Source organism: Streptomyces sp. (genome assembly GCF_031178505.1).
GTDB classification, from domain to species: Bacteria; Actinomycetota; Actinomycetes; order Streptomycetales; family Streptomycetaceae; genus Streptomyces; species Streptomyces gulbargensis.
Window position 1 is genome coordinate 1 of record NZ_JAPSIW010000096.1, and the last position, 14,007, is coordinate 14,007.

The window sequence follows — 14,007 nt, forward strand, 5'->3', positions numbered from 1 at the left end:
CACCGAGGTGTGGGCGCCCGTCGCCCTCACCCACCTCAACTGGCGGCAGGGCGACCTGCGTTCGCTGCCCCGCACCCACCACCTCAACTACGCCGGCATCGCCACCGGCCAGGGCCTCGACGACGCCGCCGAACGCGCCCTGCTCGAAATCGCCGAGCGCGACGCCCTCGAACTGTGGTGGCACCTCGACGGCCCCACCCGCGGCATCGACCCCGCCACCGTGCCCGGCCTCGCCGACGACCTCGCCGGCAGCGGGCTGCGGGTGTGGATCACCGAGATGCCCTCCGAGTTCGCCCCCTGCATGGCCGCCCTCGTCCACGACCCGAGGCTCGACCTCTACGCCGCCGGGTTCGCCTGCAAGTACGACCCCGCCGACGCCGCCCGCAAGGCCGTCCTCGAAGCCGTGCACACCTGGGTCTTCACGCAGGGCCTCACCGACCCCGACGGCTGGGTCTTCCAGGCCGTCGACGCCGGACTGCTCGCCAAGGGCCTCTACCTCGACCACCGCGAGGACCGGCGCTACCTCGACTCCTGCGGCGACCACTTCGCGCGCGTACGGGACCTCGGCGCCCACGTCCAGGTCTGGCTCGACCCGCGCATGGCCGCCGAAGCCCGGCGCTTCACCGCGCCCGCGCTCGGTGTCGTCCCCCTCTCCGCCGTCGCCCCCGGCAGCAGGCAAGCCATGGACGAGGCCCTGGAACGCGGCGGCCACCGCGTCATGACCTTCGACCTGACGACCGAGGACATCGGCGAGACGGCCCTCCGCGTCGCCCGGGTCCTGGTCTCCGGGCTCCTCCCCAACGCCCCCGCCGCGTTCGGCTACTTCGGCTGTCCGCGGCTCGCGGAGACCGCCGTGGCCCGGGGCTGGCGCACCACCGCGCCCCGCGCGCCGGAGGACTTCACCCTCGCCCCTCCGCCCCACATGTGAGCCGCGCCGTGGATCTCGTCACCGCCCTCGCCCGGGCCCGCGGCGCCGAGGCACCCGGGCCCGACACCCCCGCCGGGCCGCCGGTCCCCGCCTGGCCAGGACCCGGCCTCGCCCTTCCCCCGGCCGGGCCCGGCCGGCTCGACCTGGACCGGCTGCTCCGCCTCTCCCTCGCCGCGGCCGACGCCACGGGCCGGTTCCGGCCGGCTCCGTCCGCCGGCGCCCTGCACCCGGTGGACGCGGTCCTGGCCGTCGGCGAGGGCTGCTCGCTGCCGCCGGGACGGTACGGCTACGACCCGCTGACCCACCGCGCCCACCCGCTGACCCACCGCGCCCACGGGCCGGCCCCCGCCCCGCCCGGAGCGCCCCCGCCCCGAGCGCCCCGGGCCGGAGCCCCGGACCCGGCCACGGCACCGCACGCCGGCCCCCTCGCCGTACCGCCCGGCGTGACCGTCGAACTCACCGTCACCCCCCGGCGCACCGAGGCCCACTACGGCCACCGCGCCGCGCCCCTGCTGCTGCTCGACACCGGGCACGCCGCCGCCGCGCTGTGTCTCGCCGCGCTCGCGCTCGGCGCCGTACCGCCGCGTCCCCGCCTCGACGGCGCTGCGGAGACCCCGCAGGCCACCGTCCACGTCCCCCCGCCGCCGGGCCCCGTCCCCGCCGACCCCGCACCGCCCACCCCCGCCGAACTCCTCGCCCGCCGCAGTGCCCCGCCGCCGCTCACCGGCACGCCGGACCCGGACGCCCTGCGTGCCGTCCTCGCCACGGCACGCGCGGCGGGCGCCGGGCGTCTGCGCTGGTGCGTCGCGGTCGGCGGTCCCGAACCGGCGCTGCTCGAGAGCGCGCCCGACGGCACCCTGCGCCGGCTCGCCGCCGGCGACGCCCGCCCCGCGCTCGCCGTCTGGGCGGCCGGGCAGCGCTGGCTCGCCGGCGCGGGCGCCGTCCTGCTCGCCCACGGCTGCCCGTCCGGCGCCGACGCGCCCCGCATCCGCCGCGACCACCTCCACGCCGGGTACGCCGTGGGCCGCGCCCAGCTCACCGCCGCCCGGCACGGCCTCGCCACCCGGCCCGTCGGCTCCTGGCAGTGCGCCGACCTCGGCGCGGCCCTCGGCGGCGCACCCGAACAGAACTGGATCGTCCACGGCCTCGCCCTCTCCCTCACCCCCGGCAGCGGGCGGGGGAGCGGGGCCGGGCCGTCGGGCCGACCCGAGAAGAGGACCCCGTGATCATCCACCCGGAGCTGCGCCGCGCCGCACGCCACGCGCGCCGCACGCTGCTCGCCGCCACCCTCCTCCAGGGAGCCGTCACCCTCGGCTGGCTCGCCCAGGCCGTCCTGCTCGCCCAGGCGCTCGCCGCCGTCGCCCTCGGCCGCGCCGAGTCCCTCCCCGCGCTGCTCGCGGCGGTCCTCGGCGTGGTGGCCGTCCGCGCCGCGCTCGGCTGCGCCCAGCGCCGTACCGCCGCGCGTGCCGGCGCCCGCGTCCGGGTCCGGCTGCGCGACGAACTCCTCGCCCACCTCGGCCGGCTCGGGCCCGCGCATCTGACGACCGCCAGGACGGGAGCCGTCCGCACCACCCTCGTCGACGGCGTGGAGGGCGTCGACGCCTACGTCTCCCGCTACCTGCCGCAGCTGCTCGTCACCCTCGTCGCGCCCGTCCCGCTCCTGGTCCTCGTCGCCGCCGTCGAACCGCTCGCGCTCCTCGGACTCGTCCCGGCCCTGCTCCTCGCCCTCGCCGGCCCCCGCGCCTGGGACCGGCTCCTCGCCCGGCGCGGCAAGGAGCACTGGGACACGTACGAAGGGCTGGGAGCCGACTACCTCGAAGCCCTCCAGGGCATGCCCGCCCTGCGCGCCGCCGGCGCCGTCGGCCGCACCCGGCGGCGTCTGGAGGAGCGTTCCGCCGAGCTGCACCGGGCGACCGTCGCCCAACTCCGGGTCTCCCTGGTCGACACCGGCATCACCGACCTGGCCGTCCAGGGCGGCACGGCCGCCGCCGCGCTGCTCGCCTGCTGGTCCGCCGTCACCGGCGGCACCACCCCCACCGGCACCTACCTGGTGCTGCTGCTCGCCGGCGAGTGCTTCCGGCCCGTCCGCGACCTGGCCCGCGAATGGCACGCCGGCTACCTCGGGGCGTCCGCCGCCGACGGCCTCGCCGCCCTGCGCACCGCCGAACCGGCCGTCCCGGACACGGGAAGCGTCCCGGCCCGGTGGCACCGGGCACCCCGGATCGACTTCCAGGACGTCACCTTCACCCATCCCGGCGCCGGGGCGCCCACCCTGCGCGGCGTCACCTTCACCGCCGAGGCCGGCCGGACCACCGCGCTCGTCGGCCCCTCCGGCGCGGGCAAGTCCACCCTGCTCGGCCTGCTCCTGCGGCACCACGACCCCGGGAGCGGCCAGGTCACCGTCGACGGCCGCCCCACCGCCGCGTACACCCTGGACTCCCTGCGCCGGGGCATCGCCGTCGTCTCCCAGGAGACCTACCTCTTCCACGCCTCCATCGCGGACAACCTGCGGCTGGCCAGGCCCGGCGCCACCGACGCCGACCTGGAACGCGCCACCCGCGCCGCCGGCGTCCACGACGAGATCGCCGCCCTCCCCGACGGCTACGCCACCGTCCTCGGCGAACGCGGCGCCACCCTCTCCGGTGGTCAGCGCCAGCGCCTCGCCCTCGCCCGCGCGCTGCTCGCCGACGCCTCCGTCCTCGTCCTGGACGAGGCCACCAGCTCCGTCGACGAACGCCGCGAGGCCGCGATCGTCCGGGACCTGACGGCCGCCGCGCGCGGCCGGACCGTCCTCGTCGTCGCCCACCGGCTCGCCGCCGTGCGGCACGCCGACCGCATCGTCGTCCTCGACGGCGGCCGTGTGGACGCCGTCGGCGACCACGCCACCCTCGTCGCCGCCGGGGGACTCTACGCCGAGCTCGCCGCGGCGGGCCGTACCCAGGACGAAGGACTCGCCGCATGAGCACCGCCCACGACCTGCCCCACGGCCGGGGCGCGCTGCGTGCCCTCCTGCCGGCGCTCGCCGGACACCGGGCCCTGATCGCGCGCACCTGTGCCGCCGCCGTCGTCGAACAGGCCTCCCTGGTCGCCCTCGTCACCCTGGCCGCGTACACCGTCGGCAGCGCGGTCGGCACCGGCCGCGCCCCCTCGGCCACCACCGTCACAGCGCTCGCCGCCCTGGTCGTCCTGCGCGCCCTGACGACCTGGCGGGAGATGGACCTCTCGCACGACCTGGCCTACCGGGTCCTCGCCGAGCTGCGGGTACGGATCTTCGACGGCCTCGCCCGCAGCGCCCCCGCCCGGGTGGCGGGCCGGCGCAGCGGTGACCTGGCCGCGACGGCGATGGCCGACGTGGAGTCCCTGGAGTTCTTCTACGCGCACACCACCGCCCAACTCCTCGCCTCGGGCACCGTCCTCACGGGTGGAGCGGTGGTGCTGGCCCGGACCGAACCCTGGCTCCTCGCCGCCCTCCTCCCGGTCGCGCTGCTCCTCGCCCTGGCCCCCTTCGCCGACGCCCGCGGCCGCACGCTCCGCGGCGGCCGGACCCGGCGGGCCGCCGCCGAACTGTCCGCCGACACCGTGGAGAGCGTCGACGGCCTGCCCGAACTGCTGGCCTTCGGCGGGCTGTCCGCACGCCGCGAACGGCTGGCGGCGCGGGGCCGGACCCTCGGGGACGCCCAGCGCGCCGAGGTCACCCGCGAGGCCGTGTCCGCCGCCGTACGCGATCTGCTCATCGTCCTGGCCGTCCTCGGCGTCGTGGCCGCCGCGGCCCGCGCCGTGAGCGCCGGACGGCTCGACGGCGCCTGGGCGCCCGCGGCGATGGCCCTGGCCCTGGCCGTGCTCGGCCCGGTCGCCGAGTCCGCCCGCTCGCTCAGCCAGGCCATGGGACTGCGCGCCGCCGCCGCCCGGGTCGACGCGGCGGTCACGGCCCCGGCCCTCGCCCCCGAACCCGCCGCCCCGCGCCCGCTGCCGCCCGGCCCGCTCGGGCTGCGGCTGGAGAGGGTGAGCTTCGGCTACGGGGACCGGCCGGTGCTCCGGGACCTCGACCTCGCCGTGCCCGCCGGCCGGACGCTCGCGCTCGTCGGCGCCTCCGGCGAGGGCAAGTCCACCTGCGCCCACCTGCTGGCCCGCTTCTGGGATCCGCTCGCGGGCGCGGTCCGGCTGGTGCCCGGCACGGGCGAGCCCGTCGACCTGCGCGAACTGGCCGACACCGACCTCCGGAGCGCGATCGCCGTCGTGGGTCAGGACACCCCCCTCTTCCGGGGCACCCTGGCCGAGAACCTCCGCCTGGCCGCGCCCGACGCCGGTGACGACCGGCTGGCCGAGGTGGCGGAGCTGTGCGGCGTCGACCGCGTCGCCGCCCTCGGCACCCTGATCGAGGAGCGCGGCGCCACGCTCTCCGGCGGCCAGCGCGCCCGCATCGCCCTCGCCCGCGCGCTGCTCTCCGACCCCCGCGTCCTCGTCCTCGACGAGACCACCGCCCACCTGGACAACGGCGGCGACGCCGAACTCGCCGCCGCGCTGGCCCGCACACGTGCGGGGCGGACCACACTCGTCATCGCCCACCGGCCCGCCACCATCCGCCGGGCCGACCGGATCGCCGTGCTCCAGGGGGGCCGGATCGTGGAGGAGGGCACCTGGGAGGAGCTCACCGCCCGGCCCGGCGGCGCCCTGACCCGGGTGCTCGCCCTCGCTCCCCGCTGAGACAGGCCCACCGCTCCCGGCCGCGTCCCGCGTCCTCGCGAGCGGGTCGGGCTTGCCCGTCCGGTACGCGAGGGATCACGATCGACGGCGTCCGTCCGACCGCACAGTCCGGGAGTCCCCATGCCGGTTCCGCACACGAGCAGCACGCCCCTCCCCGGGATAGGGGTGCGCTACGACCTCACCACCCGCGAGCACCGCCGCCTGTCGGTCATCGCCCACCGCGACGGCAGCCGCACGCTGAACGCCTACCGCAGGGACGATCCCGACGAGTGCGCCCTGTCGGCCCGGCTGACGGCGGGGGAGGCGGAGGCGCTGATCGGCGCGCTGATGCCCGCCCACCACAGCTCCAGCCTCCTGTCCACCACCGACCTCGGGCTCGTCGCCGACCGGATCGAACTCTCCGCCCACGCCCACTGGAACGGGCGGACGCTCGGCGACACCCGGTTGCGCTCGGAGACCGGCGCCTCCGTGGTCGCCGTGCTGCGCCGGGCCGAGGCGATCCCCTCTCCGGCACCGGACTTCCGGCTCGTGGGCGGGGACACGCTCCTCGTGATCGGCACCCGCGAGGGCGTCGAGGCCGCCGCCGTGATCCTGGGCCGGGAGTGACCCGTTCCTCCCGGATGACCGCTCACTCCCCGCACGCGGAAAATGTCCTACGGTAAGATTCTTTACCGGGCGCTTACGCTCGACCGAGCGGAGACGCGCTCATCTTTCCTGGAAGTGGAGCGAGCGGCCGTCCGGCCGCCGCCGGTGATCGGGTTCGGGGGTGCGCCGCGGTGCGAGACACACACATCCCCCGCACGTCCGCCCCCACGGCGCCCCGAAGGCGCCGCCGCCGTCCCGCCCGGGCCGTACGCATCGACAACACGGCCCGCGACGGCGTACCCGATACCGGGCGCGCCACCGCCCGCTCCTGACGCCCCGGCGGACGGACCGCCGGGCCTCGCACCGCCGGCTCCTCCCCGGGCGGGAGCGCCGGCGTACGCCACGCACCCCGGCCCCGCCGTACCCCACGGCCGCCGCCCGCCCGCGCCACCCGTTCGCCCGCCGGCGCCCGCCGCCCTCTCGAACCGTCCCACCCGCGCAGCTCAATGGACCCGGGCCCCGCCCGCGTCCCGAAGGCACTGACGCCGTCACCGCACCCGACCGGAGGTCCGACGCCCGTGCACCACACGACCGCCCTGCTCATCGAACTCGGAGCCATCATCCTCGCCCTGGGCCTGCTCGGGCGCCTGGCCGGCCGGGTGGGCTTCTCACCGATACCCCTCTACCTGCTCGCCGGGCTCGCCTTCGGCCACGGCGGCATCCTCCCCCTCCAGGCCAGCGAGGAGTTCGTCGCCACCGGTGCCGAGATCGGCGTGATCCTGCTGCTGCTCCTGCTCGGCCTGGAGTACAGCGCCTCCGAACTCGTCACCAACCTGCGGACCCAGTACCCCTCCGGCGTCGTCGACCTGGTCCTCAACGCGGTGCCCGGCGCAGCCGCCGCGCTCCTCCTCGGCTGGGGCCCCGTCGCCGCCGTCGCCCTCGCCGGCGTCACCTGGATCTCCTCCTCCGGGGTCATCGCCAAGGTCCTCGGCGACCTCGGCCGCCTCGGCAACCGGGAGACCCCCGTCATCCTCGGCGTCCTCGTCATCGAGGACCTGGCGATGGCGCTCTACCTCCCGATCCTGACCGCCCTGCTCGCCGGGGTGAGCCTCGCCGGCGGCGCGGTCACCCTGCTCATCTCCCTCGGCACCGTCGGCGCCGTCCTCTACGTCGCCCTGCGCCACGGCCGCCTCATCAGCCGGGCCGTCTCCTCCGACAACGCCGAGATGCTCCTCCTCGTCGTCCTCGGTCTCACCCTGCTCGTCGCCGGCATCGCCCAGCAGCTCCAGGTCTCCGCCGCCGTCGGCGCCTTCCTCGTCGGCATCGCCGTCTCCGGGGAGGTCGCCGAAGGCGCCAGCACGCTCCTCACCCCGCTCCGCGACCTGTTCGCGGCCGTCTTCTTCGTCTTCTTCGGGCTCTCCACGGACCCCGCCGACATCCCGCCGGTCCTCGTCCCCGCCCTGATCCTCGCCGTGGCCACCGCCCTCACCAAGGTGGCCACCGGCTGGTACGCGGCACGGCGCGCCGGCATCGGCGGCGCCGGCCGCTGGCGGGCGGGCGGCACGCTCGTCGCGCGCGGCGAGTTCTCCATCGTCATCGCCGGTCTGGCGGTGGGCGTCGAGCCCCGCATCGGCCCGCTGGCCACCGCCTACGTCCTGATCCTCGTGCTCCTCGGGCCGCTCACCGCCCGCTTCACCGAGCCGCTCGCCCGGCGGTTCCCGCGCCGCCGCGGGCCCGCCGCCCCGGCCGCCCAGGCCCCGGCACAGGCCGAACGTACGGCCGACACCGTCGCGGTCGACGCCTGAGCATGTGAACGACCCGTGCCCCGGTCGGGTGGCCTTCGCCCCGAGATCCGCGTCGGGCCCGGCCGGGACGGTCACCGTGCGTGATCATGTCGCCCGTGATCTCGACACCCACCGGAACCGGAGGCCGCACCCGCCTCCGTACCCGCCGCCTCCTGCCCGCCGCGCTCGGCGCGCTGAGCCTCGTCCCCCTGCTCGCCGCGACCCCCTCCGCGGCCGCCCCCTCGGACGAGCGCCCCGCGGCCCCGTCCGGCGCGCGGACCCCGGCGGAGGCGGCGACCGCCGCCTACCTGGACGCCGTCCGCGCCGACCCCCGCCTCGCCCGCCGCTTCTTCGAACGCCTCCCCAAGGGCGGCGACCTGCACAACCACCTCGCCGGGGCGGTGTCCACGGAATACCTGATCCGGCTCGCCGCCGAGGACGGACTGTGCGTCGACACCCGCACGATGACCGCCGTCGCCGCCCCGTGCGGCGCCGGCACCCGCCCGGCCGCCGACGCGCTGACCGACCGGGCCTTCCACGACGCGATCGTGCGCGCCTGGTCCATGCAGGACTTCCCGCCCGGCGGCAACGGCCACGACCACTTCTTCGACGCCTTCGGCAAGTTCGGCGAGGTGACCTGGCGGCACCGGGGCAAGCTCCTCGCCGAGGTCGCCGACGGCGTCGTCCGGCAGAACCAGTTCTACCTGGAGACCATGGTCACCCCCGCCTCGGAGGGTGCCAGGAAGCTGGCGGCGGAGGTCGGCTGGACCGACGACCTCACCGCCCTCCACAAGCGGCTCACCGCCGGCGGACGCCTCGACCGGCTCGTCCAGGAGGCGCGCGCGGAGGCCGACCAGGGCGACGCCGAGTTCCGCCGGGCCGCCGCCTGCGGCACCGAGCGGGCCCGGCCCGGCTGCGCGCTGCCCGTCCGCTGGATCTCCCAGGTCTCGCGGGGCACCGCCCCCGAGCGGGTCTTCACCCAGATCGCCCTGGGCATGCGCCTCGCCGAACGCGACGGCCGCTTCGTCGCCGTCAACCTCGTCCAGCCCGAGGACGGCGCCGTCGCGCTCCGCGACTACCGCCTCCACATGCGCATGATCGCCCACCTCCGGAAGATCTACCCGAAGGCCCACGTCACCCTGCACGCGGGCGAACTGTGGCCCGGCCTGGTCAAGCCCGCCGACCTCACCTTCCACATCGCCGAGGCCGTCGGCGTCGCGGGCGCGGAACGCGTCGGCCACGGCGTCGACCTCGTCCACGAGGACGACTGGCGCCGCACCGCCCGCGCCATGGCGGACCGCCAGGTCGCCGTCGAGGTCCCCTTCACCAGCAACGCCCAGATCCTCGGCGTCAAGGGCCACGACCACCCCTTCGAGACCTACCGCGCCCACGGCGTGCCGGTCGTCCTGGCCACCGACGACCCCGGCGTCAGCCGCGTCGACATCACCCACGAGTACCAGTACGCCGCCCGGACCTACGGCCTGACCTACCCCGAGCTCAAGGACCTGGCCCGGGCGTCCCTCCAGTACGCCTTCCTGCCCGGCCGGAGCCTGTGGCGCGGCAACCCCACCCGCGACGGCTACCGCCTCACCGCGGCCTGCCGCGCCGCCCGCCCCGGCGCCGCCGAGCCCGGCGGGGCCTGCCGCGAACTGCTGACCACGAGCCCCCGCGCCGCCGCCCAGTGGCGTCAGGAGAGCGCCTTCCAGCGGTTCGAAAGCACCTTCGCCGGCCGCTGACACCGGATGCCCGTGCCCGCCGCACCCGCCGGGGCGCGGCGGGCACCGGCACGTGCCGCGAGGTTTCCGCGCCACCGCCCTCGTCGGCGCCGTGCGGATGAACGGCCTCGCCGGACTGGTCACCGCCGCCGGGTACGCCGACGAACGGACCGGCCCCCGCCTCGTCGCGGCCGTCCGGAACAACCAGGACCTCAACCAGGTCAGCGGGGAGATGCGCACCCTCGGCCGCCCGTTCCGGCGCGCCGCCGGGCCCCGGCTCAGGCCCCGACCACCAGGCGGACACCGCTGCGGGGCCGGGTCGGGATCCGGTTCAGCGGTATCCGCAGATCCTGGTCCGGGACGGCGAAGTCCAGCCGGGCCAGCTCCCGCGCCAGCACCGACAGCACCGCGACCGTGATGTCCTCACCCGGGCAGCGGTGCCCCTCACGCGGCCCCCCGCCCTGCGGGATCAGCTCGTCGCGGTGCGGACCGGCCCGCAGGAACCGTTCCGGGTCGAAGCGGTACGGCTCCTCCCACAGCGCCGGGTCGTGGTTCTGCCCGAACACGTCCAGGAGCAGCATCGTGCCGCGCGGCAGACGCTCGCCGTCCAGAACCAGGCCGTCGGGCGCGAGGGCGCCCAGGAAGGGCACGAACGGGTAGAACCGCCGGACCTCGTGCGCGAACGAGACGGCGTACGCGCCCCGGTCGCCCTCCTCCGCGAGCCGCCGCCGCACGGCCGGGCGCCGGCTCATCGCGTGCGCGGCGAAGGCCGTGAACCAGGCGATCGCGACCGTGGGCCGCACGATGTTCAGGAGCTCCACCGCCGCCGCGTGCGGATCCAGGAGCGAGCCGTCCGCCTCCCGGTGGCTCAGCACCGCCCCGAAGGGGGTGTCCGCCGCGGCGGCGCCGGACTCCCGCGCCCGGACGACCGCCCGGGACAGCAGCTCCTCCTGGCGGGCCCGCGCCCGCCGGGCCCGCAGATGCCGGGGCCCGGGCGTGGCGAAGCCGTCGACCATGGCCACGCAGTCCCTGGCCAGCCGGTCGGTGGCCGTCCGGTCGCCGCCGGGCAGCCCGGCCCAGTCGCTCACCGCGCGCGCCAGGACGAGGGCGGCCTCGTCGAAGAGGCGGACCTCCTGGCCGCGCCGGCCGCCCACGACCGCCCGGAACTCCTCCCGCACCCGCCCGGCGAGCGCGCCGACGGCGGCGGGTGGGGTGAGCCGCGCGAGGAACAGCGCCTTGCGGGCCCGGTGGTCCGCGCCGTCCAGGGTGTGCACGGCCCCCCGCCCGAAGAGCGTGTCCAGGACCGGGCCGGGCAGCGCCCCGTGCCGCCGCGCGTGGTGCTCGTCGTAGAAGTAGGCCACCGCCTCGGGCCCGTGCAGCACCCGCACCGGCCGCCCCATGAGGCGGGTGCGCAGCGGCCCGTCGCCGGGGTGGTCGCGGCGCAGCCCGGGGAGCCAGGCGTAGCCCTTGAGGAGCAGGGCGAGGGTCTTGTCGGCCGTCACGGTGCCTCCCGTTCCGGCGGCCGCGCCAGCCGGCGCTCCGCCGCGTGTGGTCACGTGCGTACGGACCCGCGTCGTATCCGTACGGCCACGGCTCCGAGAGCCGTACGGATCCGGCGACGGGCCCGGTCCACCCCCGCGGGACGGGGCCCGGAGGGGTGGCTTCCGGGAGCGACTGCCCGGGTACGGCACGATCAACCACCACGGCCGCCGGAGGCGCGCACCGGGCCCGCGCACACCGCCGACCTGGGACGAATCCCCGGCGGGGATGTCTGTCCCGCCGCCGAGGGGGTAGTCGCGCAGGCGTAAGGAAGCGACGGCGGGAGGAGGCCCCCGATGCGCGACCGCGCGGAACGGAAGGCACCCGACCGGGCGCGGAGCGACCGTCCCCGGCTCACGGACGAGGAGTTCCGGACGCTGCTGGAGGAGGCCCGCGCGGAGGTACGGCGGCGCTCGTTCGCCGCGCCGCCCCCCGCGGAGCCCGTTCCCGCCCCGGGCACGGGGCACGTGGAACCCGGCGCGGCCGCCCACTGAGCGCCCGCCCGACCGTCGCCGGCACCACCCGCAGGAGAACGATGATGGATCGCGGCAGCAACAAGTCCGGCCCCCGCCTCGACGACGCACGCAAGAAGGAGGTCGAGGGTCTGGTCCGCTCCGGCAGGCCCACCCGGGTCGAGGAGTGGCACGACCCCGAGCCGCCGGTCGACCCGCCGCCCTACGGTGAGCAGGGGGAACGCCGCACGGGAGAGGAGAGCTGACATGACCGGGGACCCCTCGGCCGCGGAGGACGCGCGCGGGGACGACGTTCACCAGCCGGAAGGCTCGGACGCCACCGACCGGCCCGGCGGCCCGCCCGACCCCGAGAACGAGCTCGGCACCGGTCCCACGGAGTCCCTGGAGGGCCCGGGCTGGTCGCCGCCCGAACGGCCGCGCGCCGTCACCGCGTACGGGACCACCCCGCGGGAGCAGCGCGAGGGCGCCCCGCTCGACGACCGGCTCGCCGAGGAGCAGCCCGACATCGGGCCCGGCGACGGTGACGAGCTGGGCGACCTGCCCGACGGCGAGGGGGAGCCCCTCGACCAGGAGGCCGGCGCCACCCGCGCCGGACGTCTGGCCGCACCCGACTCCGGCGTCCCCGGCGGCGTGACCGCCAGGGACGTCGGCCCGGACGACGGCATCGCGACCGCCGAGGAGGCGGCCGTGCACCGCGACACGGACGTCGACGGCGCGTCGTACGGATCCCCGGACGACGACCTCCCCGAGACCTGAGCGCGGGCAGGCCCCGCCCGGCCCCGGAAGGGGAGCGGGCGGGGTCAGCCGCGCGAGGACGGGCCGTTCTCCTCCAGCAGGTCGAGGACGGCCCGTTCGATCGCGCCCTGTGTGGCGGGCTGCCCGAACACCCCGTGCTCGCCGAGCCGTTCGAGCGCCGGGGCGACGGTCACTCCCTCCGCGTACCGCTCCAGCACCGCCGGCGCGATGTACGAGGCCCGGCAGACCGCGGGGGTGTTGCCCAGGTACGAGGCGACCTCGCGGACGGCTCGCACCACCGCACGGCGGCGCGCCGTCACCGACTCGCGGCCGGCCCGCTCGGACACGGCGAGCGCCACCGCCGCCAGAACCGTGGCGTGCCAGGTGCGGAAGTCCTTCGCGCTCAGCTCCACCCCCGCCTTCTCCCGCAGGTAGGCGTTGAGCTCCCCGGCCCGCACCTCGTGCCAGGCCCGCCCCTCCCAGTACGCGAACACCTGGTCACCGCCGCCCCTGCGGCGCAGCAGGGCCCGCACCACCCGGCGGACCTCCTCGTCCACCACGGAGGCGGTGATGTAGTTCCCGGACTTCCCCGGGTAGGCGAAGGCGATCTCTTCCCGGGAACAGCGGACGTGTTCGCGCAGGAGCGTCGTCAGCCCGTACGACTCGTTGTCCCGCCGGTAGCGGTCGCCCCCCACCCGGAAGAACCCCAGGTCCAGGAGGCGGGCCGCGCAGGCGAGCACCCGCTCGCGGCAGAGGCCCCGGCGGGCGAGGTCCTCCTCCACCGCGCGCCTCAGCCGGGGGAGGGCGGCCGCCGCCTCCCGTACGTGGGCGTGCTTGGCGCGCTCCTGCCGGGCCCGGAACTCCGGGTGGTAGAGGTACTGGCGGCGGCCCGCCGCGTCGGTGCCGATGGCCTGCAGGTGTCCGTTCGGCCAGGGGCAGATCCACACGTCCCGCCAGGCGGGCGGGATGGCGAGAGCACGCACCCGCTCCTTCCCGGCGGGCCCCAGCGGTCGGCCCGTCTCGTCCAGCAGCCGGAAGCCCCGGCCGTGGCGCACGCGCCGCCAGCCGGGACGCTCGGGATCGCTCGTCCGCAGTCGCACGCCTCACGGTTGCCCCCGCCATCCCTCGCGTACTCCTCGGCGCCGCCGGGCCCGCCCGCGCCCGGCGGCTCACCCGGACGGCGGCGCGGGCAGGTTCACCTCGGCGCGGCGGGGCATGCGTGGGAACGGAAGGGCCCGGCCGCGCGCCGGGCACGGTTCGGACAGGAAGGACGCCCATGGACGGCATCGTGCTGCTCCGCGAGGACCACAAGACGGTGGAGAAGCTGTTCAAGGAGTTCGAGCGGGCAGGCGAGGACGCGCACCGCCGGAAGCGGGAGATCGCCGACGAGGTCATCAAGGAGCTCACCGCCCACGCCTGGATCGAGGAGCGGATCTTCTACCCGGCGGCCCGGGAGGCGGCGCCCGACACCAAGGACCATGTCCTGGAGAGCGTCGAGGAGCACCACGCCGTGCTGTGGATGCTGTACGAACTCGTGGACTTCG

General features: G+C 77.0%; 13 protein-coding genes. 11 read left to right on the forward strand and 2 right to left on the reverse strand.

Annotated elements, in window-relative coordinates; translation table 11 throughout:
- From RIF68_RS09995 to RIF68_RS10025, 7 genes are all read left to right on the forward strand, one after another.
- Positions 1-928, forward strand: a 928-nt coding sequence (locus tag RIF68_RS09995) for a YcaO-like family protein (protein WP_309050802.1), incomplete at its 5' end; no start/stop codon positions are given.
- A gap of 8 nt (positions 929-936) precedes the next feature.
- A complete protein-coding gene (locus RIF68_RS10000; protein ID WP_309050803.1) occupies positions 937-2,154 on the forward strand; it encodes a SagB/ThcOx family dehydrogenase in 1,218 nt (405 codons plus the stop codon).
- A complete protein-coding gene (locus RIF68_RS10005; RefSeq protein ID WP_309050804.1) occupies positions 2,151-3,890 on the forward strand; it encodes an ABC transporter ATP-binding protein in 1,740 nt (579 codons plus the stop codon). The genes RIF68_RS10000 and RIF68_RS10005 overlap by 4 nt, the downstream gene beginning before the upstream one ends.
- Positions 3,887-5,632 (forward strand): ABC transporter ATP-binding protein, encoded by a 1,746-nt coding sequence (locus RIF68_RS10010; protein WP_309050805.1) that lies wholly within the window; start codon positions 3,887-3,889, stop codon positions 5,630-5,632. Before RIF68_RS10005 ends, RIF68_RS10010 begins: the two co-directional genes overlap by 4 nt.
- Before the next feature lie 120 nt (positions 5,633-5,752).
- Positions 5,753-6,238, forward strand: a complete 486-nt coding sequence (locus RIF68_RS10015; RefSeq protein ID WP_309050806.1) for a TrkA C-terminal domain-containing protein — start codon at positions 5,753-5,755, stop codon at positions 6,236-6,238.
- A 557-nt stretch (positions 6,239-6,795) separates the two neighbouring features.
- Positions 6,796-8,022 (forward strand): cation:proton antiporter, encoded by a 1,227-nt coding sequence (locus tag RIF68_RS10020; RefSeq protein ID WP_309050807.1) that lies wholly within the window; start codon positions 6,796-6,798, stop codon positions 8,020-8,022.
- An 86-nt stretch (positions 8,023-8,108) separates the two neighbouring features.
- Positions 8,109-9,737 (forward strand): adenosine deaminase, encoded by a 1,629-nt coding sequence (locus RIF68_RS10025; RefSeq protein WP_375165685.1) that lies wholly within the window; start codon positions 8,109-8,111, stop codon positions 9,735-9,737.
- Between the two features lie 257 nt (positions 9,738-9,994).
- Here the strand turns inward: RIF68_RS10025 and RIF68_RS10030 are convergent, their stop codons facing one another.
- Positions 9,995-11,218 carry a cytochrome P450 gene (locus tag RIF68_RS10030; RefSeq protein WP_309050808.1) on the reverse strand — a complete coding sequence of 408 codons (1,224 nt, stop codon included), beginning with the start codon at positions 11,216-11,218 and terminating at the stop codon, positions 9,995-9,997.
- A gap of 333 nt (positions 11,219-11,551) precedes the next feature.
- On the opposite strand from RIF68_RS10030, the gene RIF68_RS10035 reads away from it, so the two are divergent.
- From RIF68_RS10035 to RIF68_RS10045, 3 genes are read left to right on the forward strand one after another with little or no spacing between them, the layout of a single operon-like run.
- Positions 11,552-11,749, forward strand: a complete 198-nt coding sequence (locus tag RIF68_RS10035) for a hypothetical protein (RefSeq protein WP_309050809.1) — start codon at positions 11,552-11,554, stop codon at positions 11,747-11,749.
- 41 nt (positions 11,750-11,790) lie between these two features.
- Positions 11,791-11,973, forward strand: coding sequence for a hypothetical protein (locus tag RIF68_RS10040; RefSeq protein WP_309050810.1), 183 nt, complete (start codon positions 11,791-11,793; stop codon positions 11,971-11,973).
- Between the two features lies 1 nt (position 11,974).
- Positions 11,975-12,484: a DUF5709 domain-containing protein gene (locus RIF68_RS10045; protein WP_309050811.1), complete on the forward strand. Its 510-nt coding sequence runs from the start codon at positions 11,975-11,977 to the stop codon at positions 12,482-12,484.
- 44 nt (positions 12,485-12,528) lie between these two features.
- Here the strand turns inward: RIF68_RS10045 and RIF68_RS10050 are convergent, their stop codons facing one another.
- Complete coding sequence (locus tag RIF68_RS10050; protein ID WP_309050812.1) at positions 12,529-13,563, reverse strand: DNA topoisomerase IB; 1,035 nt, start codon at positions 13,561-13,563, stop codon at positions 12,529-12,531.
- Positions 13,564-13,739: 176 nt separating this feature from the next.
- Here RIF68_RS10050 and RIF68_RS10055 point away from each other — a divergent pair.
- Positions 13,740-14,007, forward strand: a 268-nt coding sequence (locus tag RIF68_RS10055) for a hemerythrin domain-containing protein (RefSeq protein WP_309050813.1), incomplete at its 3' end; no start/stop codon positions are given.